Source organism: Methylobacterium sp. CM6244 (assembly GCF_054817885.1).
In genome coordinates, this window is sequence record NZ_CM139247.1 from 203,728 (window position 1) to 230,457 (window position 26,730).

General features: G+C 67.6%; 28 protein-coding genes. 3 read left to right on the top strand and 25 right to left on the bottom strand.

Going from position 1 to position 26,730, the window contains the following annotated elements; all coding sequences use genetic code 11:
• Nucleotides 1-6: 6 nt before the first annotated feature.
• Entirely contained in the window at nt 7-177 is a 171-nt protein-coding gene (locus ACYQML_RS00965; protein WP_311276291.1) for a hypothetical protein, read from the bottom strand.
• A gap of 205 nt (nt 178-382) precedes the next feature.
• Between ACYQML_RS00965 and ACYQML_RS00970 the strand changes: the two genes are divergently transcribed.
• Complete coding sequence (locus tag ACYQML_RS00970) at nt 383-628, top strand: hypothetical protein (RefSeq protein ID WP_461234421.1); 246 nt, start codon at nt 383-385, stop codon at nt 626-628.
• A gap of 166 nt (nt 629-794) precedes the next feature.
• On the opposite strand, the gene ACYQML_RS00975 is transcribed toward ACYQML_RS00970, so the two are convergent.
• A complete protein-coding gene (locus tag ACYQML_RS00975; protein ID WP_461234422.1) occupies nt 795-2,012 on the bottom strand; it encodes an MFS transporter in 1,218 nt (405 codons plus the stop codon).
• 105 nt (nt 2,013-2,117) lie between these two features.
• Here ACYQML_RS00975 and ACYQML_RS00980 point away from each other — a divergent pair, with 105 nt between their 5' ends.
• Nucleotides 2,118-2,570 (top strand): winged helix-turn-helix transcriptional regulator, encoded by a 453-nt coding sequence (locus ACYQML_RS00980; RefSeq protein ID WP_461234423.1) that lies wholly within the window; start codon nt 2,118-2,120, stop codon nt 2,568-2,570.
• Between the two features lie 470 nt (nt 2,571-3,040).
• On the opposite strand, the gene phoB is transcribed toward ACYQML_RS00980, so the two are convergent.
• The 6 genes from phoB to pstS all read right to left on the bottom strand — a co-directional run bounded on the left by phoB (nt 3,041) and on the right by pstS (nt 8,567).
• Nucleotides 3,041-3,742, bottom strand: coding sequence for a phosphate regulon transcriptional regulator PhoB (gene phoB, locus ACYQML_RS00985; RefSeq protein WP_056434508.1), 702 nt, complete (start codon nt 3,740-3,742; stop codon nt 3,041-3,043).
• 88 nt (nt 3,743-3,830) lie between these two features.
• The gene (gene phoU, locus ACYQML_RS00990) at nt 3,831-4,556 is read right to left on the bottom strand and encodes a phosphate signaling complex protein PhoU (RefSeq protein WP_056434510.1); all 726 of its coding nucleotides are present in this window, start codon (nt 4,554-4,556) and stop codon (nt 3,831-3,833) included.
• Between the two features lie 86 nt (nt 4,557-4,642).
• Entirely contained in the window at nt 4,643-5,461 is an 819-nt protein-coding gene (gene pstB, locus ACYQML_RS00995; RefSeq protein WP_056434512.1) for a phosphate ABC transporter ATP-binding protein PstB, read from the bottom strand.
• Nucleotides 5,462-5,507: 46 nt separating this feature from the next.
• The gene (gene pstA / locus ACYQML_RS01000; RefSeq protein WP_461234424.1) at nt 5,508-6,401 is read right to left on the bottom strand and encodes a phosphate ABC transporter permease PstA; all 894 of its coding nucleotides are present in this window, start codon (nt 6,399-6,401) and stop codon (nt 5,508-5,510) included.
• Between the two features lie 17 nt (nt 6,402-6,418).
• The gene (pstC, locus tag ACYQML_RS01005; RefSeq protein WP_056434516.1) at nt 6,419-7,393 is read right to left on the bottom strand and encodes a phosphate ABC transporter permease subunit PstC; all 975 of its coding nucleotides are present in this window, start codon (nt 7,391-7,393) and stop codon (nt 6,419-6,421) included.
• A 139-nt stretch (nt 7,394-7,532) separates the two neighbouring features.
• Nucleotides 7,533-8,567 carry a phosphate ABC transporter substrate-binding protein PstS gene (gene pstS / locus ACYQML_RS01010; RefSeq protein ID WP_056434518.1) on the bottom strand — a complete coding sequence of 345 codons (1,035 nt, stop codon included), beginning with the start codon at nt 8,565-8,567 and terminating at the stop codon, nt 7,533-7,535.
• A 308-nt stretch (nt 8,568-8,875) separates the two neighbouring features.
• Between pstS and ACYQML_RS01015 the strand changes: the two genes are divergently transcribed.
• Nucleotides 8,876-9,109: a hypothetical protein gene (locus tag ACYQML_RS01015; RefSeq protein ID WP_056434520.1), complete on the top strand. Its 234-nt coding sequence runs from the start codon at nt 8,876-8,878 to the stop codon at nt 9,107-9,109.
• Nucleotides 9,110-9,131: 22 nt separating this feature from the next.
• On the opposite strand, the gene ACYQML_RS01020 is transcribed toward ACYQML_RS01015, so the two are convergent.
• The 17 genes from ACYQML_RS01020 to ACYQML_RS01100 all read right to left on the bottom strand — a co-directional run bounded on the left by ACYQML_RS01020 (nt 9,132) and on the right by ACYQML_RS01100 (nt 26,579).
• Nucleotides 9,132-9,341: a hypothetical protein gene (locus ACYQML_RS01020; protein ID WP_056434523.1), complete on the bottom strand. Its 210-nt coding sequence runs from the start codon at nt 9,339-9,341 to the stop codon at nt 9,132-9,134.
• Between the two features lie 98 nt (nt 9,342-9,439).
• A complete protein-coding gene (recN, locus tag ACYQML_RS01025; protein WP_056434525.1) occupies nt 9,440-11,113 on the bottom strand; it encodes a DNA repair protein RecN in 1,674 nt (557 codons plus the stop codon).
• Between the two features lie 164 nt (nt 11,114-11,277).
• Nucleotides 11,278-12,156 carry an outer membrane protein assembly factor BamD gene (locus tag ACYQML_RS01030; protein WP_056434527.1) on the bottom strand — a complete coding sequence of 293 codons (879 nt, stop codon included), beginning with the start codon at nt 12,154-12,156 and terminating at the stop codon, nt 11,278-11,280.
• Nucleotides 12,157-12,377: 221 nt separating this feature from the next.
• Nucleotides 12,378-13,325 (bottom strand): UDP-3-O-acyl-N-acetylglucosamine deacetylase, encoded by a 948-nt coding sequence (gene lpxC, locus ACYQML_RS01035; protein WP_056434528.1) that lies wholly within the window; start codon nt 13,323-13,325, stop codon nt 12,378-12,380.
• 316 nt (nt 13,326-13,641) lie between these two features.
• Nucleotides 13,642-15,396, bottom strand: coding sequence for a cell division protein FtsZ (ftsZ, locus tag ACYQML_RS01040; RefSeq protein WP_311276642.1), 1,755 nt, complete (start codon nt 15,394-15,396; stop codon nt 13,642-13,644).
• A gap of 124 nt (nt 15,397-15,520) precedes the next feature.
• Entirely contained in the window at nt 15,521-16,843 is a 1,323-nt protein-coding gene (ftsA, locus tag ACYQML_RS01045; RefSeq protein ID WP_056434532.1) for a cell division protein FtsA, read from the bottom strand.
• A 72-nt stretch (nt 16,844-16,915) separates the two neighbouring features.
• The gene (locus ACYQML_RS01050) at nt 16,916-17,890 is read right to left on the bottom strand and encodes a cell division protein FtsQ/DivIB (protein ID WP_056434534.1); all 975 of its coding nucleotides are present in this window, start codon (nt 17,888-17,890) and stop codon (nt 16,916-16,918) included.
• Nucleotides 17,857-18,780 carry a D-alanine--D-alanine ligase gene (locus ACYQML_RS01055; RefSeq protein ID WP_419951373.1) on the bottom strand — a complete coding sequence of 308 codons (924 nt, stop codon included), beginning with the start codon at nt 18,778-18,780 and terminating at the stop codon, nt 17,857-17,859. The genes ACYQML_RS01050 and ACYQML_RS01055 overlap by 34 nt, the downstream gene beginning before the upstream one ends.
• A 129-nt stretch (nt 18,781-18,909) precedes the next feature.
• The gene (gene murB, locus ACYQML_RS01060) at nt 18,910-19,845 is read right to left on the bottom strand and encodes a UDP-N-acetylmuramate dehydrogenase (RefSeq protein ID WP_461234425.1); all 936 of its coding nucleotides are present in this window, start codon (nt 19,843-19,845) and stop codon (nt 18,910-18,912) included.
• Complete coding sequence (locus ACYQML_RS01065) at nt 19,842-20,378, bottom strand: endonuclease domain-containing protein (protein WP_419951371.1); 537 nt, start codon at nt 20,376-20,378, stop codon at nt 19,842-19,844. Before ACYQML_RS01065 ends, murB begins: the two co-directional genes overlap by 4 nt.
• Before the next feature lie 7 nt (nt 20,379-20,385).
• Nucleotides 20,386-21,792, bottom strand: a complete 1,407-nt coding sequence (gene murC, locus ACYQML_RS01070) for a UDP-N-acetylmuramate--L-alanine ligase (RefSeq protein ID WP_056434542.1) — start codon at nt 21,790-21,792, stop codon at nt 20,386-20,388.
• Nucleotides 21,793-21,847: 55 nt separating this feature from the next.
• Complete coding sequence (gene murG / locus ACYQML_RS01075) at nt 21,848-22,957, bottom strand: undecaprenyldiphospho-muramoylpentapeptide beta-N-acetylglucosaminyltransferase (protein WP_461234426.1); 1,110 nt, start codon at nt 22,955-22,957, stop codon at nt 21,848-21,850.
• Nucleotides 22,954-24,120, bottom strand: coding sequence for an FtsW/RodA/SpoVE family cell cycle protein (locus ACYQML_RS01080; RefSeq protein ID WP_056434546.1), 1,167 nt, complete (start codon nt 24,118-24,120; stop codon nt 22,954-22,956). The genes murG and ACYQML_RS01080 overlap by 4 nt, the downstream gene beginning before the upstream one ends.
• A gap of 178 nt (nt 24,121-24,298) precedes the next feature.
• Nucleotides 24,299-24,526, bottom strand: coding sequence for a hypothetical protein (locus ACYQML_RS01085; protein WP_461234427.1), 228 nt, complete (start codon nt 24,524-24,526; stop codon nt 24,299-24,301).
• A gap of 89 nt (nt 24,527-24,615) precedes the next feature.
• Nucleotides 24,616-24,852, bottom strand: a complete 237-nt coding sequence (locus ACYQML_RS01090) for a hypothetical protein (protein WP_461234428.1) — start codon at nt 24,850-24,852, stop codon at nt 24,616-24,618.
• 74 nt (nt 24,853-24,926) lie between these two features.
• A complete protein-coding gene (locus tag ACYQML_RS01095) occupies nt 24,927-25,913 on the bottom strand; it encodes a CobW family GTP-binding protein (protein ID WP_461234429.1) in 987 nt (328 codons plus the stop codon).
• A 90-nt stretch (nt 25,914-26,003) separates the two neighbouring features.
• The gene (locus tag ACYQML_RS01100; RefSeq protein WP_419951368.1) at nt 26,004-26,579 is read right to left on the bottom strand and encodes a TetR/AcrR family transcriptional regulator; all 576 of its coding nucleotides are present in this window, start codon (nt 26,577-26,579) and stop codon (nt 26,004-26,006) included.
• Between the last annotated feature and the right edge of the window lie 151 nt (nt 26,580-26,730).

Consider the following 26,730-nt stretch of genomic DNA (forward strand, 5'->3'; position numbering starts at 1 on the left):
CGTCGATTAGGCTGCGAGCTTCAGGGCTTCGGGAGCGTTGTCGTTGACGAGAACGAGCTCGCCCGCCGTGATGGTGGAGGGGCTGGTCGTGGGGGTCAGGCGATCGGCGACGAAGGCCACCAGGGAGATGTTGGCGGCAGCGGCGACAGCGACGGCGGTGAGAATGAGAGCGGTCATATCGGTGTTCCTCGAAGCGATGCGTTTGCGTTGCAGCATGTATGACAGGCCGCCGGCCGAGCTGGTATACCAAACGCCAAATACCACTCATGCAGTCCGCGCATGGAATGCACGATATCCTGCGAAGCCCTGCATTTAACGCACTATGGTGCATGCTGAGCCGCAAGCTCGATCCGCCCCTCCCCCACCCGAAGGTCCCAGCCAGATGCCCCGCCCCGCCACAGCCCTCGTCGCCCTACTTCTCGCGGCATGGTCCTTCGACGCACGAGCACAGGATGCGAACCGGGTGCGTGCGATGAACGCGGTGAGCGACCTGGCGCGGGCCCACCGCGAGCAGACGGAGACGCTCCGGCGTATGGAGACGGTCCAGCGCGACCGGGCCCGAGCGGATGACAGGATTCGGCGCAACGCCGAGCGGGACAGCCGTTCGATGCGCCGCCTCGACCGCTGAGCCGGCATCGACGGCAACTTGGCGCCTTCCTCCGTTACCCGCGCCCTGTCGTCATCAAACTTTGATGGTTGGTACCCGCCCTGAGCGTCCGAGATGGGTGGTGAGCGGACCGGCCGTTCTCCGCGAAGATCGAGGATGGAGCTGCCGTTCCGGTTGGATCACCGAGTTACGTTCGACATGTCCGCACCGCGCGCAAGGTGAACAGCCATACGAGCAGGGCCGCAGCGCTGAACGTCGCTCCGAGCGCCGAGACGCCGGGCCAGCCAGCCCGGGCATAGATGGACGTCGCAGCAGCGGCGCCGAGGGCGCTGCCCACTGAATAGAACACCATGTAGCCGCCGATGAGCCGGCTGCTGGCTTCGGGACGCAGGGAGACGATGAGGCTCTGATTCGTGACATGAACGGCCTGCACGGCGAGATCGAGCAGGACGACGCCAAAGATCAGGGCCGGAATCGATACCGGCAGCAGCGCAATCGGCGCCCACGATACGAGCAGAAGCACGAGAGTTGCTCCCGTCGTCCATTGACCGTGGCCCCGGTCCGCGAGCCGCCCGGCCCCCGTCGCGGCCATCGCTCCCGCCAGGCCTACGAGGCCGAACAGGCCGATCCAGGTATGGGAGTAGGAGAAGGGCGGCGCACTCAGCGGCAGCACCAGCGCGGTCCAGAATGTGCTGAACGACGCAAAGATCAGAAGCGCGAGAACACCCCGAACCAGCAAGACCAGCTCGCTGAGGAACAGGATGGGGACCGAGCGGAGGGCGGCGACGTAGCTGCCGGTTCCGGCCGGGATCCGATGCCGTGGCAGGACGCGCACGAGCAGGCCGACGAGGGCGAGCGACAGGATCGCGGAGACCAGATAGACCGCTCGCCAGCCACCGATATCGGCCAGTATCCCGGCCGCGAAGCGCGCCGCCAGGATGCCGATCACGATGCCGCTCGTGACTGTACCGACCACCCGACCTCGTTCGGTCGGTGTCGCGAGCGTCGCGGCGAATGCGACCAGAACCTGAACCACGACGGCGAGCAACCCAACCGCCGCCATGCCGGCGAACAGGATCGCTCCGGACTTGGCCGTGGCCACCGCCACCAGCGCGAGCACCGACAGAAGCCCCTGGCCGAGGATGAGGCGACGGCGGTCGATGAGATCGCCGAGCGGCACGATGAAGATCAAGCCCAGCTCGTAGCCGACCTGGGTCAGGGTCACCACGAGCCCGATCGCGGCAGGCGAGATGCCGAACTCCTGCGCCATCGCATCGAGCAGGGGCTGGGCGTAGTAGATGTTCGCGACACTCAAGCCGGCGGCGACGGCGAAAATCAGGATCGTCGTCCTGGGCAAGGCCCCCTCCGGCTCGGTGGAGGTTTGCCCATCTCTTCCGTGCGTCATGGCGGTCCTGTCGATGACATCCAATCTGGTTTCATCTTGAGACCACTTGTGACCGGCTCATTCCAGTTCTAAATTGAGACCAGCTTGAAACGGGAGCGTACCTTCGTGGCAAAGCGCGTCAGCCTCTGGAACGCCGGGTGCCCGGTTGCGCGTGCGCTCGATGTCATTGGCGACTGGTGGTCGCTCCTCATCATCCGCGATGCTTTCGACGGAGTGCGGCGCTTCAGTGAGTTCCAGACTGGTCTCGGCATCGCCAAAGGTATGCTGGCGACCCGCCTTCGCGACCTGACCGAACGGGGAATTCTGGAGACGGCGCCCGCCTCGGACGGGACCGCCTACCGGGAATACGTCCTGACGGAGAAGGGGCGCGGCCTTTTCCTCGTCATCGTCGCGCTTCGACAATGGGGGGAGGCTCATCTCTATGAGCCGACCGATCGCCGGTCTCGCTTGGTCGATCGTGAAGTCGGGGCTCCGGTCGCTCAACTCACCTTGCGATCCGCCGATGACCGTCGTCTCGGTTGGTATGACACGCGGGTGCTGAAGCCCGACGTCACCTGACAAGGTGACGTAGCGACGTCGAAAGCGGATAAACCGCATAGTGGAGCGGTCGTTTCCGCCCATGATCAATGTCCGCTTTCAGCGGATGGCGGCGGCCGCAGGATCCGTCGACGTTGGGCCGAAAGTAGACCCGGCAGCGGGCACCAAACGTCGGATTTACGCCCCCAGGGCTGACGGATTCAGACATCTGCCTGACGACTGTTCCCCTTATTCAGGAGGATTCGACAGGCGTGACCGTTCCCCCTCCCCTGGAAGGAAGAGGGCTTATTCTGCCCGCCAGATGGGTGAATGCCTGCCCCCTCCGGGGGCGAGCACATGCCGGAACGGACAGACGTCCGAGATCGAACGCGATATCTCGTGGCGGCCGGAATGGCATCGGTTCGCGAGGATCGCCCGCGGGCAAGGCCACCCACCATCGTCACGATGGGGATGCTCGTTCCGGACGGAGCGGCGAGAAGCCGGCCGTGGCCTCACTCGTCCGTGGAGAACATCTCGTCGAAGGAATAGCCGGAGCCGCGCACGGTGCGGATCGGGTCGCTCTGGCGCGGGCGGTTGATCGCCTTGCGCAGGCGGCCCACATGGACGTCCACCGTGCGCTCGTCGATATAGACGTCGTGGCCCCAGACCCCGTCGAGCAGCTGCTCGCGCGAGAACACGCGGCCGGGGCTCTGCATCAGGAATTCGAGGAGCTTGAACTCGGTGGGCCCAAGATGGATCTCGCGGCCCTGCCGGCGGATGCGGTGGCTGACCCGGTCGAGTTCGATATTGCCGGCCACCAGCAGGTCCGACACATGGGTCGGCTTGGCCCGGCGCAGGAGCGCACGCACCCGCGCGAGGAGCTCCGGCACCGAGAACGGCTTGACGATGTAATCGTCGGCGCCGGTGCCGAGGCCGCGGATGCGGTCGCCCTCCTCGCCCCGCGCCGTCAGCATGATCACCGGCAGCCGCTCGGTCTCCCGCCGTGCGCGGATGCGGCGGCACAGCTCGATGCCGGACAGGCCGGGCATCATCCAATCGAGCAGGACGAGATCGGGAACCTGCTCCTGAAGGCGCAGATCGGCCTCGTCGCCCCGCGCGGCGGAATCGACGACGAAGCCCTCCGCTTCCAGGTTGTAGCGGAGGAGGAGAGTGAGGGCCTCCTCGTCCTCGACGATCAGGATGCGCGTGTTCATGCGGATGTTTTCAGGGTGATGGCGACCGTCCCGGATGGACGCGACGGCCGCGCCGAGCGTGTGCTGGAGCGGCCGGCAGGGGCAGCGATCAGGCGCTGGCGGGCATCGACACGGTGGCGTAGTTCGACGCGTCGTTCTTCGGGCGGTCCCGCTCGGCGAGCTCGTTCGTGCCGGTGACGAGATAATGGATCGTCTCGGCGATGTTGGTGGTGTGATCGCCGATCCGCTCGATGTTCTTGGCGCAGAACAGGAGATGCGTGCAGAACGAGATGTTGCGCGGATCTTCCATCATGTAGGTCAGCAGCTCGCGGAAGAGCGAGTTGTAGAGGGCGTCGATGGAATCGTCGCGCTCCCACACGTCGAGGGCGGCCTTCACGTCCTGGCTGCCATAGGCGTCGAGGACGTCCTTCAGCTGCTCCTGCACCAGATCGCCCATATGCTGGACGCCGATGACGATCTTCTGCGGCTGGATCTGATCGGCGATGGCGACCACACGCTTGGCGACGTTCTTGGACAGGTCGCCGATCCGCTCGAGATCGTTCGACACGCGGATCGCCGATACCGTCTCGCGCAGGTCGATGGACAGCGGCTGGCGCTTGGCGATGAGCAGGATCGCCCGCTCCTCGACCTCGTGCTGGATCGCGTCGAGACGCTTGTCGGCGGCGATGACAGCCTGCGCCAGGGGCACGTCCCGGCGCACCAGGGCATTGCCGGAATCGGTCATCATCTTCTCGGCGATCCCGCCCATCTCGGAAATCGAGCGGCGCAGGTTTTCCAGTTCCGTGTCGTAGGAACTGACGATGTGGTTGGGCATGCTCGCACTCCTCGACCGAGGCCGCCCCTGGCAGCCCGCATCGCATAGGATCGGGACCGGTGCCGCGGAACGCGGCCCCGGCGGGCTCAGCCGAAGCGGCCGGTGATGTAGTCCTGGGTCTGGCGCTTCTCGGGGTTCATGAAGATCCGTGTCGTCGGGCCGAACTCGACCAGTTCGCCAAGATACATGAACGCCGTGAACTGCGAGATGCGCGCGGCCTGCTGCATGTTGTGGGTCACGATGACGATCGTGAATTCCGAGCGCAGCTGCTCGATCAGCTCCTCGATGCGGCCCGTGGAGATCGGGTCGAGGGCCGAGGTCGGCTCGTCGAACAGGATCACCTCGGGACGCTGGGCGACGGTGCGGGCGATGCAGAGACGCTGCTGCTGACCGCCGGAGAGACCCATGCCGGATTGCTTGAGCTTGTCCTTCACCTCGTCCCAGAGGGCGGCCTTGCGCAAGGATTCCTCGACGCGCACGTCGAGATCGGCCTTGGGCAGCTTCTCGTAGAGACGCAGGCCGAAGGCGACGTTGTCGTAGATCGACATCGGGAAGGGCGTCGGCTTCTGGAACACCATGCCGATGCGCGAGCGCAGCTCGTTCAGATCGACCTTCGAATCGAGCACGTTCTGCCCGTCGAGGAGGATCTCACCCTCGGCGCGCTGCTCCGGATAGAGGCTGTAGATGCGGTTGAAGGTCCGCAGCAGGGTCGACTTCCCGCAGCCCGACGGGCCGATCAGGGCGGTGACCTGGCGGTCGTGGAAGTTGAGGTTGACCGACTTCAGGCCGTGGAACGAGCCGTAATAGAAGTTCAGGTCCTTCACGGCGATGCGGATGGGGGCCTGATCGTCGGCCTGGTGGCGACCGGTCAGCTGGGCCTGCGTGATCGCGGGAGCGGCGTTCATCGGATGCGTGTCCTTGTCGAAAACGGGGTGGGACGGGGGCGCGGGATCAGCGCGCCCGCTCGCTCTTGATGACGAAGCGGGCCACGATCGACAGGGCGAGGATCGTAGCGGTGATGAGGAGGGCGCCGGCCCAGGCGAGCTGCTGCCAGTTCGAGTAGGGCGAGAGTGCAAACTGGTAGATCATCACCGGAAGGTTGGGGATGCCGCCCATGAGGTTGGGCGAGAACCAGCTGTTGTTGTTGAGCGCGGTGAAGAGCAGCGGCGCGGTCTCGCCGGCGATGCGGGCGAGTGCCAGGATGATGCCGGTCACGATGCCGGCGCTGGCGCCGCGCCAGGTGATGCTCTTGATGACGATGGAGGGCGGGGCACCGAGGGCCGCGCCGGCCTCGCGCAGGGTCGAGGGCACGAGGCGCAGCATGTCCTCGGTGGTGCGCACGATCACCGGGGTGGCGATGATGGCGAGAGCCACGCCGCCGGCCCAGCCCGAATAGGTCCCCATCGGTCGCACCATCAGCGTGTAGACGAACAGGCCGATGAGGATCGAGGGGGCCGAGAGCAGGATGTCGTTGAGGAAGCGGATCACGTCGGCGAGCTTCGAGTTGCGGCCGTATTCGGCCAGATAGGTGCCGGCCATGACACCCACCGGCGTCGCGATGACGATGCCGATGAGGGTGAGGACCAGGCTTCCGAGGATCGCGTTGGCGATGCCGCCGCCTTCGGAGCCCGGGCCCGGCGTCGGCTCGGTGAAGAGCAGCGGCGAGAAGCCCTTCATGCCCTCGACGATGAGCATGAGCAGGATCGAGCCCAGCACGACGATACCGATCAGCGTGGCGACGGTGCTGCCGACGATGAGGAGCTTGTCGGCGACCCGGCGGCTCGACCGGACCCGGCTGACACGCGGCGGGGCCGCGGTTGTGGGGAGAGTGGTGACGGCGTCCATGATTCGGGCTCCCGGGGTCAGGCGACCTTCACGCGCCGGACGAGCAGGCGTGCGATGATCAGGACGATGAAGGTGATGATGAAGAGGATGCAGCCGAGCGCCATCAGCGAGTTGAGCTGCAGGCCGTCGGCCTCGTTGAACTCGTTGGCGATGCGCGAGGCGATGGTGGAGCCGGGATCGAAGATCGAACCGGAGAGGCGGTTGGCGTTACCGATGACGAAGGTCACCGCCATGGTCTCGCCGAGCGCGCGGCCGAGGCCGAGCATGACCGCGCCGATGATCGAGACCGAGGCCTGCGGCACCAGCACGTGGCGCACGACCTCCCAGGTGGTGCAGCCGATGCCGTAGGCGCTCTCGCGCAGCACGGTGGGGATCTGGTCGAGCATGTCGCGGGTGATCGAGGCGACGAAGGGCACGATCATGATCGCCAGGATGATACCGGCGGTGAGAATGCCGACGCCCGAGGGGACGCGGGCGTAGAACAGCGTGCCGACGATGGGCATGCCCTCCACTACGCTCGAGACCGGCATCTGCACGTAATGGGCGAAGAGCGGGGCGAAGATGAACAGGCCCCACATGCCGTAGATGATGCTCGGCACCGAGGCGAGGAGCTCGATCGTCATCGAGACGGGCTTGCGCGCCCAGCCGGGGCAGAGCTGCGTGAGGTAGACCGCGATGCCGATGGAGATCGGCACGCCGATGAGGAGGGCGAGGACGGCCGAGACCAGGGTGCCGACGATGGCGACGAGAGCGCCGTACTGCTCCTGGCCGATGTTCCAGGAGCTGGAGGTGATGAAGCCGAGGCCGAATTCCGCGAAGGCCGGCCAGCCGCCATAGGCGATCGAGGCGAGGATGCCCGCGAGGAAGAGGAGGACCAGCAGCGCCGACGCGTAGGAGGCGGCGCGGAAGAGCTGGTCGCCGAGGCCGCCCGGCTTCTTGCGAGCGGGGGAGCCCGTGCGGGCCAGCGAAATCTGTTCAGTCAAGGCGGCCATCCGACGTCTACTTCTTCACCTTGAGGGGTCGTATCGCGTGGGGAGACGGGTGGCGAGGTGTGTCGCCATGTCTTCTCGTGGAGCAGGCCCGACGCTTTCGCCGGGCCTGAGAGGGTGGTTCGGTCCGTGAGGACGTGCCTTAGAAGACGGGCTTGCCGTCCTTGCCCTTGATTTCCTTCCACTCGCTGTGGACGAGGGCGACGACGTTGTCGGGCAGCGGCACGTAGTCGAGATCGACGGCGAGCTTGTCGCCGTTCTTGTAGGCCCAATCGAAGAACTTGAGCACTTCCGCGGACTTGGCGGCGTCGGCCGGCTCTTTGTAGACGAGGATGAAGGTGGCCGCGGTGATCGGCCAAGCTTCGTCGCCGGCCTGGTTCACGAGGGAGATGCCGAAGCCGGGAGCGGCCTTCCAATCGGCGGAGGCGGCGGCGGCCTGGAACGCCTTATCATCCGGGGCCGGGAACTTGCCGGCCTTGTTCTGGATCAGAGTGTGGCTGAGCTTGTTCTGCTTGGCGTAGGCCGATTCCACGTAGCCGATGGAGTTCGCGACCTGCTTGACGGTGGCGGTAACGCCCTCGTTGCCCTTACCACCCTGGCCGGCGGGCCAGCTGACCGTGGTGGCCGCACCGAATTCCTTCTTCCAGCTCTCGGAGACCGCGCTGAGATAGGTGGTGAAGATGCTGGTCGTGCCGGAGGCATCCGAACGGTAGACCGGGGTGATCGGCGCGTCGGGGAGCTTCAGGCCGTTGTTGAGGGCAGCGATCTTGGGGTCGCTCCACTTGGTGATCTTGTTGGCGTAGATGTCGGCGACGAGTTCGCCGGTGAGCTTGAGTTTGCCCGGCTCGACGCCGGCGATGTTCACCACGGTGACGACGCCGCCCATGACGGTGGGGAACTGGACGAAGCCGTCCTTCTCCAGGGCGGGGCCCTTCAGCGGGGCGTCGGTGGCGCCGAAATCGACGGTCTTGGCCTGGATCTGCTTGATGCCGCCGCCGGAGCCGATGGACTGGTAGTTCAGGCCCGTGCCGGTATCCTTGCGGTAGGCTTCAGCCCATTTCGAATAGACCGGGAATGGGAAGGTCGCGCCGGCACCGGTGATGTCGGCGGCCTGGGCGACGGCGCCGAACTGTGCGGTCGCGAGCCCGATGGCGAGGGCGAAATGGAAGGGTTTCACGGTGGCTCTCCGTAATCTGTCCGGGCGCTGTACGTGCCGCGCTGCAAGAGCAATCCTGCTGCAGCGCACCGTTACCCGCCCGATCATGCTGGCTCTATGACGGAGCCATGACAGATCGATGACAGGAGCCGGCCGGCGACCGCTCGAGCGCTGTAGGACAGGAGGAAAACACGGTATGGATCGGGGCTCGAACGAGCGCGGCACGGTTTGACGGGCTCGTGCGTTATACGATTCGGCGATGTCGACGACAGAGCAGCCCGTCTCGCCAGCCGTCCTGGAAGGTCAGCATCTTGGAGAACGAATCGAGCATGACACCCGCCGGGGGTGATGGCGATGCCGATTTCCTCGCCCTGCACGAGCGCAGGGAGGACCTCGAACGCGACCTCGCTTTCGCCCAGCAGCGCCGTCAATTCGGGACCGATCCGGGCGAGGTGGAGAAGGCGGGCCAGGACGAGCGCGCCTTGCTGGCGGAGCTCGACGCGGTGATGACCTTGATCCGCGGCGCCGAGTATCAGCGCATGCCGGGAGCTCGCCGCTGGTAGCGGCGACCTCCGGAGAACGGGATCAGCCCACGCGGCGGCGATCGCGTTCCTTGTGCCGGAGGCGCAGGAGAAGGTCGATCTGACCGTCGGGGATCGGCTGCGTGTCGAACGTGTCTTCGTAGATCGCCCGAAGAGTGCCACCGAGATGGTGACGGGTCGGACTCGACAGGATCGGCATCCCATCCGCTTCGTTCACAGGCCGGGGATCGGTCTCACCGTCACCCAGATCCATCACGCGATCTCCCGATGTGCCGACGCGTTTCGCTAAGATTCCCTGCGTCGTGCTCGCATCATCGGCGAAGATGGTTAACCAAAGGTTAAGATCTCGCCTCACGCATCCGTGGATTGAAGAAGTCGCGCCGCCGCCGCACGGGCCTCGTCGGTCACCGTGGCACCGGCCAGCATCCGGGCGATCTCCTCGCGCCGCGCCGGGGCTTCGAGGGGCGAGACGCGGGTGGCGACCCGGTCGCGGCCCTTCACCGGGTCCTTGGCTATGAGGAAATGCGTCTCGGCCCGCGCGGCGACCTGAGGAGCATGGGTCACGGCCACGACCTGCACTCCGGCGGCGAGACGGGCGAGGCGGGCGCCGATGGCATCGGCCACCGCGCCGCCGACGCCGGTATCGATCTCGTCGAAGATCAGGGTCGGGGCCGAGCCCTTGTCGGCCAGCACCACCTTGAGGGCTAGCATGAAGCGGGAGAGCTCGCCGCCGGACGCCACCTTCATCATCGGGCCGGGCCGCGTTCCGGGATTGGTCTGGGCCCAGAACTCGACGCGCTCGTAGCCCGCCGGGTCCCGCGATTCGGGATCGGTGACGATCTCGGTGATGAAGCGGGCGCGCTCCAGCTTCAGGGGCGGCAATTCGGCCTTCACCGCGAGGTCGAGGGCCTTGGCGGCCTTGCGACGCCCCTCGCTGAGCTTGGTCGCGGCCTTGGCATAGGCGGCCTCGGCCTGGGCGAGGGTCGCCTCCAGGCCAGTGAGAGCCTCCTCGCCGGCATCGATGGCGGCCACATCCGCCTCGTAGCGCTGGCGCAGGGCGGCGAGGTCGTCCACCGGCACCTGATACTTGCGGGAGGCCGCACGGAGGGCGAACAGCCGCTCCTCGACCTGCTCCAACTCGCGCGGATCGAATTCCGATTCGCGCAACGCCGTGTCGAGAACGGAATGAGCCTCGTCGAGGGCGGCGAGCGCGGCATCCAGGGCGGCGATGCAGGGCTCGACCAGGGCCGGGATCTGGCTCGCCCGCCGCTCCAGCTTGCGCATCGCCGAGGAGAGGTGGGACACGGCCGAATTCGGGCCGCCCGCCGCCTCGATCGCCTCGGTCAGCTCGCGGGCCACCTTCTCGCTCTGCTGCATGACCATGCGGCGCTCGGCCAGCGAGGTTTCCTCGCCGGCCTGGGGATCGAGCGTTTCGAGCTCCGAGGCCGCGTGGCGCAGGAAATCCACTTCCTTGCGGGCGGCCTCGACCCTGGCGCGATGCTCGGCCAGGGCGGAGCGGGCGGTGCGCACGCGCTTGGCCGCCTCCCCCACCGCCGCCAGGGGGGCGTGCAGGCCGCCGAACGCGTCGAGGATGGCGCGGTGTGTGCCGGGATCGGCCAAAGCACGATCGTCGTGCTGGCCGTGGATCTCCACGAGGGTGGCGCCGATGGCCCGCAGCACCTGCACGCCGACGGCCTGATCGTTGACGAAGGCGCGGGTACGGCCGTCTGCCATCTGCACCCGGCGCAGGATCAGGTCGCCCTCGGTGTCGATATCGGCCTCGGCCGCGAGGCGGCGGGCGGGATGGTCGAGGGGCACATCGAAGACGGCGGTGACGCCGCCCTGCCCTTCGCCATGGCGCACCAGGCCGCCGTCGCCGCGCCCGCCCAGGGCCAGCGCGAAGGCGTCGAGCAGGATCGACTTGCCCGCGCCCGTCTCCCCGGTCAGGACGCTGAGGCCTTCGCGGAAATTCAGGGCGAGCTTATCGATGAGAACGATGTCGCGGATCGCGAGCTGACTCAGCATGCCGCGGATTTGGCCTCGTTGGATACGGTGGCCACGTCTTACGGCGAAGCGGCGGCGGCTTCACTCGAAAAATGGCCCGCGAATGAAAGCGTGTCGTCGCGGGCCGGATCGAGCGGCTAGGGCTCGTTTGTCGCCGAACCGGTATCCGCTTCGGCGTAGAGCGCTCAGCGCGCGTCGGCGGTACGGCCGATGACGCCGCGATAGACCTTGCTGAGCCAGGAGGACTTCTCCTCGCGCGGCTCCAGGCCACCGTTCTGGAGGAGCGCGAACGCATCCTTGTACCAGGGGCTGTCGGGGAAGTTGTGGCCGAGCACGGCCGCGGCGGTCTGGGCCTCGGCGGTGATGCCGAGCGCCATGTAGGCCTCCACCAGACGCTCCAGCGCTTCCTCGGCGTGGCGGGTCGTCTGGTACTTGCTCACCACGTCGCGGAAGCGGTTGATCGCGGCGGGGAAGTTGCGGCGCTCCAGGTAGAACCGGCCGACTTCCATCTCCTTGCCGGCGAGCTGGTCGCGGGTGATCTGGATCTTGGCCTTGGCATCGGCCGCGTATTCCGAGGTCGGGTATTTCTGGACGAGTTCCTGCAGACCGGCCAGCGCCTTCTCGGAGCGGTCCTGGTCGCGGGTCACGTCGGGGATCTGCTTATAATGCGACATCGCCATCAGGTACTGGGCGTATGCCGCATCCTTGCTCGCCGGATGGCGCTGCAGGTAGCGCTTCGAGGCGTTGATCGCGTCGTCGTATTTCTGGCCCTCGTAATTCGAGTAGGCCGTCATCAGCAGCGCTTTGCGCGACCAGTCCGAATACGCATAGGCCTTGTCGAGTTCGCCGAACTTCTTCGACGCGCCCTCGAAATCCTTGTCTTCCATCTTGGCCAAGCCCTCGCTGTAGAGCTTGTCGGCCGGGACGTCGGGAATGACCTCGGGCTTGTACTTCTCGGCGAAGGGATTGATCGAGTCGAGGGTGTCGCAGCCGCCGAGGCCGAGGCCGCAGAGCGCCAGGAGCACGAAAGCCGTCGCCCCGCGGTTACGATCGTTGAGACGCATTCCGGTTCCCCCAACAGATGCGCCCGGCAAGGGGGCCGCATCGTCAAGCCATACAAATGTCGGTCGAGCGGCTGACGGCACGGTGCCACGGCCCATGTGCCTCTATGGGGCACACGCGACCTCGCCTCTTGTCACGGACGCTTTACCAGTGGCGTCCGATTTGGGCGTGAAAGCGGCGGCCGAGAGGCTGACGCAATCGAAGCGAGGGTGTTGCTGAGAGGTTACAGGTCGCTGGCGAAGGCGGCGAGGCCGAGACCGACGCCGAATTCCGGGCGGGAGGTCTCGCGGCGGGCGCCGGCTGCTTCGAGGATCGTGTAGTTGGCGCGGTCGGCGAAGAGCGCGTCGAGGACGCCGACATTCATCCGGTGGCCGCCGCAATAGGAGCGGTAGGCGCCCTGGATCGGCAGGCCGGCGAGGGCCAGGTCACCGACGGCATCGAGATACTTGTGCCGCACGAACTCGTCGGCGTAGCGCAGGCCCTCGGGGTTGACGACGGCGTTGTCACCGACCGCCACGGTGTTCTCGAGGGAGGCGCCGAGAGCGAAGCCGGCTTTCCAGTAGCGCTCCACGTCCTTCATCATGCCGAAGGTGCGGGCATTGGCGATTTCGCGGCGGTAGGAGGCGGGGTTCAGGTCCATCGCCTTGCGGCTGCGGCCGATTACCGGGTTCTCGAAGTCGATCTCCACGTCGAGGCGGAAGCCGCGGTCGATGGGGCGGAGTTCGGCGAAGGCGCGGCCTACCTCGATGCGGACGGTGCGGAGCACCTTGATCCAGCGGCGGGGCGCCCCGCAGGTGGTGATGCCGATGGCGTCGATGGCTTCGACGTAGAGGCGGGCGCTGCCGTCCAGGATCGGCATTTCCGGCCCGTCGATCTCGACGAGGACGTTGTCGATGCCGAGCCCGTAGAGGGCGGACATCAGATGCTCGATGGTGGCGACCGCGCCGCTCTCCACGTCACCGATGACGGTGCACAACTCGGTGGCGGAGACGCAGGCGTGGTGGGCCTTGATGAGCCGGTCGTGACCGGTGGGCATTCCGGTACGGAGGAAGCAGATTCCGTGATTGGCCGCAGCGGGATGGAGAGTGATCTCCACCGGCTTGCCGGAATGGACGCCGATGCCACGAAGCGTGGCCGGGCCCTTGAGAGTTGTTTGTTGGTTCGTCCGCATTCCCTAGCCCTCGGCCGTGATCAGGCTCGTTCTCCCTGGATTACGGGATTGCGCCGCCTCTGCGATCCGTCCGCTGCTTGAAGCCCCTGCGAGCGCTGACGGCGAAACCGCCGCGCCTTTTTCGTTCCAAAAATCGTATACGCGGGGCCCGAAGCGTTAGCCAAATCACGCTTTCTTACGCTCTGTTACAGACACGCTTTCCGGAGACGTTCTGGATAACCGTTTTCGGTCAAGGACTTAAAACGAGGTTAAGCCCGGGGTCCTGAGACCCCGGGCTTGTTGCATAAACACCGCTACGGACGCTTAGCGTGGCGTTTCAGTTCGCCTGACGACGGAGGAAGGCCGGGATTTCGAGCTGGTCGTCATCCATCAGACGGGGCTGGGGAGCCACACGTCCCTGTGGATCGAGGTTGCCCTGAGCCGGACGGTAGGCCGGAGGAGCCGCAACGGGTGCCCGCTTGGCGTATTCCGGCTGGGGCGCCGGCTGCGGGGCAGGCGCGCGCATCTGCGGCAGCGGAGCGGTCTCGGCCTCCTCGCGGCGTCCGCCGAAGCCGACGGTGGCAAGGCGGCGCAGCAGCGTCATCCGCTTTGAATCCCCTGCCGGCTCGGCCGGCTCCACGGCGTTCCTGGCGCGAAGCTGAGCCTGGCCGGGCATCGGCAGATCCTGGATCTGCGGCATGCGCGGGGCGCGGGCCACCGCCACCGCCGGACGCGGCGGCACGAACGGGCCGGCGGCCTGCTGCACCGGGGCCGGAGCCTGGACCGGAGCCGGAGCCGGCTCGTAGGCCACGGCCGTCCGCGACGGCATCTGGGTCAGGACGACCTCGTCGTGAACGATCGGGGCGGCGGGAGCTTCCATGCGCACGGATTCGGGGGCCATGGCCGCCGGCTCGGACGCCACCGGGCGCGGGGCCTGCGGCTGGACCGGCGCCTGGGGCGCGGGGGCGTTGCCGGTCAGCGGCTGCTCTTGTCCGGGGGCACGAAAGGTGGGGGCGGGCTGTGCCGCCCTGGCCCTCGCTTCCGCACGCAGGCGCTCGGCCACTTCAGCGATCCGCTGCTCGGTCTGGACGATCTCGGGGTTGTTCTGCGAATGCGCGGTGATCAGCGCCGGCTCGATGCCGGTGGCGACCACGGAGACGCGGATGATGCCGTCGAGGCTCTCGTCGAACGTGGCGCCGAGGATGATGTTGGCGTCCGAATCCACCTCTTCGCGAATCCGCGTCGCGGCTTCGTCGAGCTCGTAGAGGGTGAGGTCGTTGCCGCCCGTGATCGAGATCAGCAGGCCGCGCGCGCCCTTCATCGATACGTCGTCGAGGAGCGGGTTGGCGATGGCGGCTTCGGCGGCGCGGTTGGCGCGCTTCTCGCCGGAGGCCTCGCCGGTGCCCATCATGGCCTTGCCCATGCCGCGCATGATCGCGCGGACGTCGGCGAAGTCGAGGTTGATGAGGCCTTCCTTGACCATCAGGTCGGTGATGCAGGCGACGCCCGAATAGAGCACCTGGTCGGCCATGGCGAAGGCGTCGGCGAAGGTGGTCTTCTCGTTGGCGACCCGGAACAGGTTCTGGTTCGGGATCACGATGAGGGTGTCGACGGCGGCCTGGAGCTCCTGGATGCCGGCTTCGGCGGTGCGCATGCGGCGCACGCCCTCGAACTGGAACGGCTTCGTGACGACGCCGACGGTGAGGATGCCCATGTCGCGGGCGGCGCGGGCGATGACCGGAGCCGCACCGGTGCCGGTGCCGCCGCCCATGCCGGCGGTGATGAAGCACATGTGGGCGCCGGAGAGCTGGTCACGGATCTCGTCGATGACCTCGTCGGCGGCGGCCGAGCCGACTTCGGGATGCGAGCCGGCGCCGAGGCCCTGCGTCACGCCGAGACCCATCTGGATCACGCGCTCGGCCTTGGAGGAGGTGAGCGCCTGGGCGTCGGTGTTGGCGACGACGAACTCGCAGCCGAGGAGGCCCGATTCGATCATGTTGTTGACGGCGTTGCCGCCGGCTCCGCCGACACCGAAGACGGTGATGCGGGGCTTGAGTTCGCGGATATCCGGCGCTTGCAGACTGATGGCCATGGTGTCGAGCCTCTCGTGCCTTTCACGTTTCATTTGACGGCCTCTCGGTGAGACCGCCGATGTGCTTGTGTCGGGTCCGGCGCCGATCCCCTTCTGGGGCGTCGGGCAACCGGTCCCGGCGTTCCTAGAAACTCTCGCGCAACCAGCGGTACACGCGGGGGATGTAGCCGTCGGTTCCGGTGCCCGCGAAGGCGCTGTGCCCGCGCGGCTCGAAATGTTCCGCATGCGCCACCTGCGGGTAGACCAGCAGGCCGACCGCGGCGGAGAAGGCGGGGCCCTTGGCGGCCTCGGGAAGGCCGCGGATGCCCAGCGGCCGGCCGATCCGGACCTGACCCTGCATCACCCGGCGGGCGACCTCGGGCAGTCCGACGAGCTGGCTCGCGCCCCCCGTCAGCACCACCCGGCGGCCGGCCTGGGCGGCGAAGCCGGCGTTGCGGAGACGATCGCGAACGAGTTCGACGATCTCCTCCACCCGGGGCTTGATGATCCGCACGAGGTGCGAGCGCGGCACGTGGGTCGGTGCGTCGCCCTCGTCCTCGCCGACGCCGTGGACCGCGATCATGTCGCGCTCGTCGGAGGCGGTGGAGATCGCCGAACCGTAGAGGGTCTTGAGACGCTCGGCCGCCACCACGCGGGTGGAGAGGCCGCGGGCGATGTCCATGGTGACGTGGTGGCCGCCCACCGCCAGGGCGTCCACATGGACGAGGTGCCCGCCCTCGAACACGCCGAAGCTGGTGGTGCCGCCGCCCATGTCGACGACGCAGACGCCCATCTCGGCCTCGTCGTCGACGAGGGCGGAGAGGCCGGCGGCGTAGGGGGTGGCGATCACCGCCTCGACGCCGAGATGGCAATGCTCCACAGCGAGCATCAGGTTGCGGGCGGCGGCCGCCTCCGCCGTGACCACGTGGAGGTCGACGCCGAGCGACTCGCCGATCATCCCGGTGGGGTCGATGACCGCGCCCTGGCCGTCGATGGCGTAGCCGGTGGGAAGGGCATGGAGCACGGTCCGGCCGTGGCTGACGCCATGGGCGCTCGCCGTCTCCAGGGCGCGCTCGACATCCGAGCTCATGACGGTGCCAGTGCGGACACCGACATGCGCCTCGAAATGCTGCGAGCCGAGGCGGCCGCCGGACATGTTGACGATGACCGACTGGACCTCGACCTTCGCCATCCGCTCGGCGGCGTGGACCGCTTGGCGGATCGCCCCTTCGGCGGCTTCGAGATCGACGATGGCACCGCCCTTGAGGCCGTGCGAGCGCTGATGTCCGATGCCGATGATGCGGGCGAAATGGGTCCGTCCGCGCAGGGTGGTGAGAGCCTCGGCCGGCTGGAGCTCGGCGATGAGGCAGACGACCTTGCTCGTGCCGATGTCGAGCACCGAGAGGATGGTGCTCCGGCGCGCGGAGAGCGGTTTCATACGCGGCGTCAGGCCGTGTTGCGCGTGCATCGGATTACCGGGCGAAGGAGGCGGGAAGGGCGGGCTGGCGGGACGCGAGAGGCGCCGGACGAATCGTACGGCTCATGTCTCTGTCCCCTTGCCCTTCGGCTTCTTCTTCTGGGATTCGGCGCGGGTGGCGGCCGCCTCCTCCGTGAGCCGCACCACCACCCGGTCGGGCAGTCGCAGGTCCACGGCGATGATGTCCTTCTCGAGGATGCGGCTGTCGCGCTCGAGCTTGGCGAGGCGGGCGAGAGCCTCAGCGGCCCCGGTCTCGGGCAGGCGGATGTCGACGCCGTCGAGCTTCAGGGTCCAGCGCCGGCCGGAGACGTAGGTGCCGGCCTTGACCCGCTCGCCGAGATCGCCCGCCGCCTCGATGAGGGCGAGGTAATCCTTGAGGCGCTCGTTGGCCTCTTCACCCACCACAAGGGGGAGAGTGGCGTAACGGTCGTCGCGCATCTCGTCGATGACGGTGCCGTCGGCGGCGATGACCGAGATCTCGCCGTTGCGCTGCCACAGGGCGGCGGGCTCGCGCTCGACCTGGTTGATGACGATCTCGTTCGGATAGACCTTGCGCACCGAGACGCTGGCGATCAGCGGCACGTCGAGGAGGCGCTGGCGCGCTTCGGCGACGTCGAGGAAGACCACGGAAGAATGACCGTCGATGCCGGCGGCCTGCAGCACTTCCCGCTCATAGAGCCGGGAGATGCCCGAAATGGTAACGCGCTCGACGCCGAAACCGGCGAGGCGGGCGAGGACGTCGGAGGGACGGCCGTTCTCGAGCACGAAGCGGTCGTAGCGGCCGCTGGCGACGAAACCGGTGATCGACAGGGCGGCGAAGGCCACCGTGACGGTCAGCGTGCCCGCATGACGCGGGATGCGCCGCTCGATCGGCTGGGCGAGCCGCGCACGGCGCGACCGCATGAAGGGGCGTACCAGCCGGGGCAAGCGCGCCGCCAGACCGGCGACGAGCGAGCCCGGACCGGGCGCGGGGGTTCCGTCGACGCCAGCCTGACCGGCTGCGTTCAACGACCCAGAGTAGCGTCCTCCACCATCCATCGGACGAGCTCACCGAAACTCAAGCCAGCGTAGGCTGCGATCTCCGGCACAAGGCTCGTCTTGGTCATCCCGGGCTGCGTGTTGACCTCCAGGACGACGAGGGCACCGGTTCCACCCGGTGTGTCGTCGTATCGAAGGTCCGCACGGCTGATGCCCCGGCATCCAAGTGCTTGATGCGCCGTTAACGACAACTCTTGGACACGCTGGTAAATTTTTGGTTTAATTTCTGCCGGGAGAACGTGGATCGACCCCCCCTCGGCGTACTTCGCATCGAAGTCGTACCACTCCCCCGAGGCAGGCTTGATCTCGATGACACCGAGGGCCTTGTCCCCCATCACCGCGCAGGTCAGCTCGCGGCCCGCAATGTAAGTCTCTGCAAGGACTTGCTCCCCATAGACCCACTCGTCCGAGGCGAGAATCTGGGGCGGATGGGAGCGACCGTCCCGGACGATGATGACGCCCATGGAGGAGCCCTCGGCGATGGGTTTGATCACGTAGGGAGGAGTTAACGGGTGTGCCTTCGCGGCATCATGACGGTTAACGATCAGCCCCTCCGGTACGCTCACCCCGGCGGCCTTCATGATCGTTTTGGCACGTTCCTTATGCATCGCCAGGGCCGAGGCCAGGACGCCCGAATGGGTGTAGGGGATGCGCAGGATCTCCAGCAGCCCCTGGATCGTGCCGTCCTCGCCGGCCGGGCCGTGCAGGGCATTGAGGGCGACGTCCGGGCGCAGGTCGGTGAGCACCGTCGCGATATCCGGTCCGACATCCACCTGCGTGACGCGGAACCCCTCCCCTTCGAGGGCTTCCGCGCAGGCGCTGCCCGAGTTCAGGGAAACCTGACGCTCGGAGGACCATCCGCCCATCAGGACGGCGACGTGCTTGGACATTTCCAATTCCTTCCGATGCCGCGCCGTTGGCCATGGCCGTGACGCGCTCGACCTTGGTTCTGCTCGGCAGACGGCCTCGTGGTTCCGAGAATCGTTGTGCCGAGAATCGTCGTGCGATTCGGGCCGCCTCTAGCCGGGTGTCGAGGCCGGGACACCGATTCGCTTGATCTCCCAATGCAGCTCGACGCCGGACGTCTCGCGCACCCGGCGGCGGACCTCCTCGCCGAGCCCCTCGATATCGGCGGCGGTGGCGCCGTCGCGGTTGATCAGGAAGTTGCAGTGCATCTCCGAGACCTGGGCGCCGCCCATGGTGAGCCCCCGGCAGCCGGCCGCATCGACGAGCTTCCACGCCTTGCCGCCCGGCGGGTTCTTGAAGGTCGAGCCGCCGGTGCGCTCGCGGATCGGCTGGGCCGCCTCGCGCGCGGCGGTGACGCGGTCCATTTCCGCTTCGATGGCGTGGCGGTCGCCGGGACGGCCCCGGAACAGCGCACTCGTGAAGATCACGTCCTCGGGCGAGGCGCTGTGACGGTAGGTGAAGCCCATTTCCGCATGGGTGAAGCACCGCAGCGCTCCCGAGCGGTCGATGCCGCGCGCCTCCACCAGCACGTCGGTGGTCTCCCCGCCATGCGCGCCGGCATTCATGCGCAGCGCGCCGCCGATGGAGCCGGGAATGCCCCGGAAGAAGGCCAATCCGTCGAGGGACGCCTCCGCCGCCGCCTTGGCGAGGCGCATGTCCGGCACCGCGGTCCCGGCCCGCAGGGTCTCGCCGTCGATCTCCACGGACCCGAAGGCCTTGCCGCCGAGCCGGATCGTGACGCCGGGAATGCCACCGTCGCGGACGATCAGGTTCGAGCCGAGGCCGATCACGGTGACCGGAGTTTCCGGGTCGAGGGCGCCCAGGAGGTGCGCGAGGTCCTCCTCATCGGCCGGCGTGAACAGCACCTGCGCCGGCCCGCCGACGCGGAACCAGGTGAGGTCGGCGAGCGACGGATTCGCCAAGAGCCGACCACGCAGGGCGGGCGCTGCGGCGCGGATGGCGGGGGTGATGTCGGGAAAGGCGGTCATGGGAGCACCTCCCCTCTCCCCGCTTGCGGGGAGAGGGCCTCGTCCCCCTTGTCGGGGACGAGGCGAGCGGAGCGAAGGTGAGGGGGCGCCACCGGAAGTGACTCTCCGGGAATCGCCCCCTCACCCTCGCCCTGCGGGCTCGTCGCGCCGACGACGAGGTCGTCGCGACCCTCTCCCCGCAAGCGGGGAGAGGGGGGCAAAGCGGCTCGGATCGTGTCCATGACGCCAGCGATGTTGTTCATGATCTCAGCATTCCAAAAGCGCAGGACGCGATAGCCCCTCGCAGACAACCACGCATCCCTAACGCGATCCGGCAGACTATCCGCATGCTGGCCGCCATCGGCCTCGACGATGAGCCTCGCTTCGCGACAGGCGAGATCGGCGATGTAGGGGCCGATGCTCTCCTGGCGCGTGAACTTGAAGCCTGCGAGGCGTCGATCGCGAAGGTGATGCCAGAGACGGCGCTCCGCATCGGTCTGCTCCCGTCTCAGATGCCGGCGAAATCCAGTTCGTCTCGGATCGCCGGCACGCATCCCATCCTCACCCCTGCAACGCCGCCAATTCGCCCGGCAGGGCGTAGGCCCATTGCGTGATGTTGCCGGCGCCGAGGCACACGACGTAATCGCCGGGCTTGGCGCGGGTGGCCACGAGGCCGGCGAGGTCTTCGGTGCGCTCCAAGGCGAGGGCATCGCGGTGGCCGCGCGACTTCAGGCCCGAGACGAGGCCGTCGCGGTCCATGCCCTCGATCGGGGCTTCGCCGGCCGCGTAGACGGGGGCGACGATGACCGTGTCGGCATCGTTGAAGCAGGTGCAGAAATCGTCGAACAGCGAGGCGAGCCGGGTGTAGCGGTGCGGCTGGACGATGGCGACGACGTTGCCCTCGGTGGAGGCGCGGGCGGCCTTCAGCACCGCCTTGATCTCCACCGGATGGTGTCCGTAATCGTCGAAGATCAGCGCGCCGTTCCACTCGCCTGTCTTGGTGAAGCGGCGCTTGACGCCGCCGAACCCGGCCAGTGCCTTGCGGATCGCCTCCGGCTCGACGCCGAGCTCGTGCGCGACGGCAAGGGCCGCGGTGGCGTTGAGCGCATTGTGCTTGCCCGGCATGGGGAGGACCAGATCTTCCATCTCCATGCGGAAGCCGGGGCGCCGGTCGCGGATCATGACGCGGAAGCGGCTCTGGCCGCCGCGCAGGTCCACGTCGATGAGGCGGACATCGGCCTGCGGGTTCTCGCCGTAGGTGATGATGCGGCGATCCTCGATATGCCCCACGAGGTCCTGCACCACCGGATGGTCGATGCACATGACGGCGAAGCCGTAGAACGGGATATTGTCGATGAAGCGCCGGAACGCGTCCTTCACCGCCTCGAACGAGCCGAAATGGTCGAGATGCTCGGGGTCGATATTGGTGACGATGGCGACGTCGGCGGGAAGCTTCAGGAAGGTGCCGTCGGATTCGTCGGCCTCCACCACCATCCACTCGCCCTCGCCCATGCGGGCATTGGTGCCGTAGGCGTTGATGATGCCGCCATTGATGACGGTGGGGTCGAGGTTGCCGGCATCGAGCAGCGTCGCCACCAGCGACGTCGTCGTGGTCTTGCCATGCGTGCCCGCGATGGCGACGCAGGATTTGAAGCGCATCAGCTCCGCCAGCATCTCGGCGCGGCGCACCACCGGCAGGCGGCGCTCGCGGGCGGCGATGAGCTCGGGATTGTCGCGCCGGATCGCCGTGGAGACCACCACGAGGGCGGCCTCCTCCACGTTCTGCGCGGCATGGCCGATGAAGGTCTTCATGCCCTTCTCGGCCAGCCGCCGCACATTGGCGTTGTCGTTGGCGTCCGACCCCTGCACCGTGTAGCCGAGATTCGACATGACCTCGGCGATGCCGGACATGCCGATGCCGCCGATGCCGATGAAATGGATGGGGCCGAGCTTGTCGGGCAGCTTCATGGTGTGACTCAGTCTCGTCGTGTCGCGGAGCGCGTGAGGGCGCCCCGGCTCGGAATCAGGTGCGGGCCGCCGTCTCGAGGACGACATCGGCCAGCCGCTCGGCGGCGTCGTGGATGCCCGCGCTTTTGGCGGCTGCGGCCGCCGCGGTCAATTTTGCCGGATCGGTGAACAGGTCGAGGAGCTCGGCCGTGAGGCGATCCGGCGTGAAGGCGCTCTGCTGGATGGCGAGCGCCGCGCCGATCCGGCTGAGCGTCGCGGCATTGGCGGCCTGGTCCTGGTCGAGGGCGCCGGGCAACGGCACCAGGATCGACGGCCGCCCCATCGCGGCGAGTTCCGACACGGTGGACGCGCCGGAGCGTCCGACGACCAGATGGCTGCGGGCCATGCGGGCCGGCAGGTCCTTGAAGAACGGCGCCGTCTCGAGACCGGCGAGGCCGAGGGAGAGGTAGAGGTTCTGGACCTCGGTGAGGTCTTCGGCCCGCACCTGCTGCACCAGCATCAGCCGCGCGCGAAGGTCGGCGGGCAGCTGGGCGATGGCTTTCGGCACCACCTGCCCCATCACCGCCGCGCCCTGGCTGCCGCCGAAGACGAGGAGATGGCGCTCATCCGCCTCGCCCACGGGCGGGTAGGGCGTCCGCGCGGCGGCGAGCACGGCGGGACGGAGCGGGTTGCCGGTATGGGTGCGCGGGGCAGTGGCCTTCAGGGGGATGCCACGCACCTCCGTGAAGCCGGTGGCGATGGCGCGCGCACCCCGCGCGAGGAAGGCGTTGGCGCGCCCCATCACCGCGTTCTGCTCGTGCAGGATGGTCGGAACACGCAGGATCTGCCCGGCGAGAACCGGCGGCACGGTCGGATAGCCGCCAAAGCCCACGATGGCGGCCGGGTTGATCCGCCGGATCTCGCGCGCGGCCACGCCGAAGCCGCGCCCGAGGGTGAGGAGCGCCCCCGCCCGCTTCACGATGGAGCGGCCGGACGGCGTCGCCGAGGCGATGGTGACGATCTCAGAGGCCGGAAACTCACCCGCGATGGAATCGACGCGGGCGTCGGTGGCGAGCATCACGCGGACGCCCCGCGCGCGCAGGGCATGGGCCAAACTCTCGGCCGGGAAGAGATGGCCACCCGTGCCGCCGGCACAGAGCAGGATCGTCGGCGTCATCACGGTCACCGCATCACTCCGGCGACGGTGGCGGGCGCGGTGCCCGGGGGCTTCTGGCTCAGGGTCGACATGCGCGGCCGCTTGCGGGTGAGCGCCACGAGGAAGCCCATGCCCAATGCCAGCGAGATCAGCGACGAGCCGCCATAGGAGACGAAGGGCAGGGTCATGCCCTTGGCCGGCATCAGCCGCACGTTCACCGCCATGTTGATGCAGGCCTGCAGGCCGAACAGGGTGGTGAGACCGGTGATGGCCAGGCGCGAGAAGGTGTCGTCGGTGCGGCGGGCGAGCTTCAGCCCCCGCATGACGATATAGGCGAAGAGGCAGACGAGGCCGAGGCAGACGATGACGCCGAACTCCTCGCCGGTGACGGAGAAGATGAAGTCGGTATGGGCGTCGGGCAGGTGGCGCTTGGCCACGCCCTCCCCCGGGCCGGTGCCGAACCAGCCGCCGGAATTGAACGATTCCCGCGCCCAGTATTCCTGGAAGCTGTCGCCGGAATCCTTGTCGAGGAAGCGGGTGATGCGCTCGCGCACGTGATGCAGGAACTGGTAGGCGAAGCCGACGCCGACGAGGCCGGCGACACCGAGGCCCGCGACCCAGAACCAATGCAGGCCGGCAACAAAGAACAGCGAGCACCAGACGATGGTGATCAGCATGGTCTGGCCGAAATCCGGCTGCAGGATCAGCGGCACGATGGTGACGGGCAGGAGCAGGATCGCCAGCAGGCCGCCGGGCATGTCACGGCGCTGCGCACCTTCCGAGAAGGCCCAGGCTGCGACGACCACGAAGGCCGGCTTCACGAATTCGGAGGGCTGCAGGCCGAACGGGCCGAACTGGATCCAGCGATGCGCGCCCTTGATCTCCGGCCCGAACTTGCCGGCGAGGATGCAGAGGGTGACGCCGACGATCCAGGTGGCCAGGGCCACGCGGCGGATATGGCGCAGGGACAGGAACGACACCGCGACGATGATGAGGATCGTCGGGGCGAGGTACATCGCCTGGCGGTTGAGGAAGTGGAAGGTCGGCAGGCCGATCTTCTCCGCCACCGGCGGTCCGCCGCCCATGAGGAAGACGAGGCCGGCCACCATCAGGGCGGTGAGGCCGGCAAGCAGGCCGCGATCGACGGTCCACCACCAGTCGGTCAGGGGCGTGCGTTCCGCGCGGGACATCATGGGGCGTCGCTCTCCGTGAGCCTTACGGCGCCCGGAACGAGCAGCCGACAGCCGCCGGCAGCATCAAGCCGGCTCGGATTCGATCCTGTGCCGGAATGGTAAACCAAGTCTTTCACGACGCTCGACTGAACGACAGCCATGCGTCGCCGAACCTGGGTCGTGGCGGGACGCGCCGCGCTTACCGCCTCATCGACTTGAACCCGCAGGTCGAGCCGTTGTCGCGGTAGCCGGCGGGGCAGCGTCGGACGCAGGCGCCGGCCGCGAATTTCAGCGGCGGGCGGCAGGCGTTGCGGACGCTCCGCGGCCGGAACTCGTAATCCTGTGCCGGACCCGCCATCGCCTCTCCACCGAGAGTGAGGGAAGCGGCGAGCAACAGGGCGGCGCGAAGGGCGAGACGCGAGATCATGGCGGTTTCCGATGGACGAGACGTGAGCGTATCCCGCCGCGACCTCGCCGATTCGGTCAAGGCCGCTTCATCGATATGACGGCGGGATCTCAGCAGTTCATGTTCTTGAAACGGCAATAGCCCCGGCCGGTATCGCGATATCCGGCGGGGCAGCGCTTGACGCAGGCCCCGGCCGCGAATTTCAGCGGCGGCTTGCAGAGGCCGCCGAAGCGCTTCTCGCGATCCATCGTGTACTTCGCTTGCGCCGACGTGGAGAACGCGACACTGCCCAGGGGCGCCGCCACCGTCAGCACGAGGAGGGACGCGAAGGCAAAGCGCAAGGTCATCGGGACATCCAGACGGAGGGAGACGGGCGGACAATGCGCCCGCCCCCGATCGGTCCGATTCCGGACAAAGCCCGTCAGGCCGCCTTGCAGTCGTAGAATCCTTCGCGGATCGCCTCAGGGTCGAGCTTGCGGCCGATGAAGACGACGCGGGAGACGCGGGCCTCGTCCTCTTTCCATGGCCCCTGGAGGTCGCCGTCGAGGATCTGGTGAACGCCCTGGAAGACGAAGCGCTGGGACTCGTTCGGGAAGGCCACGATGCCCTTGCAGCGCAGGATGTCCGGCCCCTGGACCTGGGTCAGGGTCGAGATCCAGGGCATGAACTTCTCGGGGTCCACCGGGCCGTCGATCCTGGCGGAGACGGACTGCATCTCGTCGTCATGGTGATGGTGGTGGCCCTCTTCGAGGAAGTCGGGCTCGATATCGAGGATGCGCGAGAGGTCGAAGGCGTTGCGGTCGAGCACCTGGTCGAGGGCGACGTCGCAGCGGCTGGTGCGGTGGACCTTGGCATAGGGATTGATGGAGCGGATCAGGCCCTCGACGCGGTCGAGATCGGCGGGCTCCACGAGGTCCGCCTTGTTGAGCAGGATCACATCCGCGAAGGCGATCTGGTTCTTGGCCTCCGGCGCGTCCTTGAGGCGGTCGGCCAGCCACTTGGCGTCGGCCACCGTCACCACCGCGTCGAGGCGGGCGGCGGCGCCGACATCCTCATCGATGAAGAAGGTCTGGGCCACGGGTGCCGGGTCGGCGAGGCCGGTGGTCTCCACGATGATCGCGTCGAACTTGCCGCGCCGCTTCACCAGCCCGTCCATGATGCGGATGAGGTCGCCGCGCACGGTGCAGCAGACGCAGCCGTTGTTCATCTCGAACACTTCCTCGTCGGCGCCGATGACGAGGTCGTTGTCGATGCCGATCTCGCCGAACTCGTTGACGATGACGGCGTAGCGCTTGCCGTGGTTCTCGGTGAGGATGCGGTTGAGCAGCGTGGTCTTGCCGGCTCCGAGATAGCCGGTGAGCACGGTCACGGGGATCTTCGAGGAGGCGGGTGTCGGGCTGTCGGACATGCAAGGCTCTTCAGGTTCGCGTAATCGGCCGCGTCGGCTGTGTGGCGCCTGTTATATTGTATCATCGCCCTGCGATGAAAGGGCGTTTCCTCACCCTGTCCGTGCTGGCCTGAGACTGTCGCACAACGCCGCCAGGGTGAGGCGGAAGCCGGCCGATCCGGCGAGCAGCCGCTCCAGCATGAGCGCGCCCTCCAGGGTCGCCACCACCATCCGGGCCGTGGCGGCCGGATCGAGACCGGGGCGCAGGCTCCCGTCGGCACACCCCTCGGCCAGAACCTGCTCCAGCCAGGCGATGTGCTTGTCGAAGAACCGGGCGAGTTCGGCGCGCAGCGCGTCCGGCAGCGTGTCCCTCTCGATGGCGAGCACGGCGCAGAGGCAGCCGAGCCCATCCTCGACCCCGGTGAGATAGTGCCGGCCATAGGCCTCGATCCGCGCGATCGCGTCCGGCTGGGCCGCGACGATGGCGGCGAGCGCCGCGTCGTAGCGGGCGTCGTAGGCCTCCACCAATGCGAGGGCGAGGTCGGTCTTCGTGCGGAAATGGTGATGGATGCTCGCCTTGCGGATGCTCACCGCCTCGGCGAGGTCGCCGTAGCTGAAACCGGAATAGCCCCGGCCCCGTACCAGGATCTCGGCCTGGGCCAGCAGCTCCGCTCTGGTGTCTCTCATGGTCGGTCGATCATGGTCGGGGGCTTCGCGAAACCGGGGAGGGAGGCACGAAGGCGTGATGCGCAACTCCGCGCGTCAGCACTTATGCCGTTGACGGCAGCAAAAATCTACCTACTAGATGGTAGCCATAAAAACGGGAGGATAATTCATG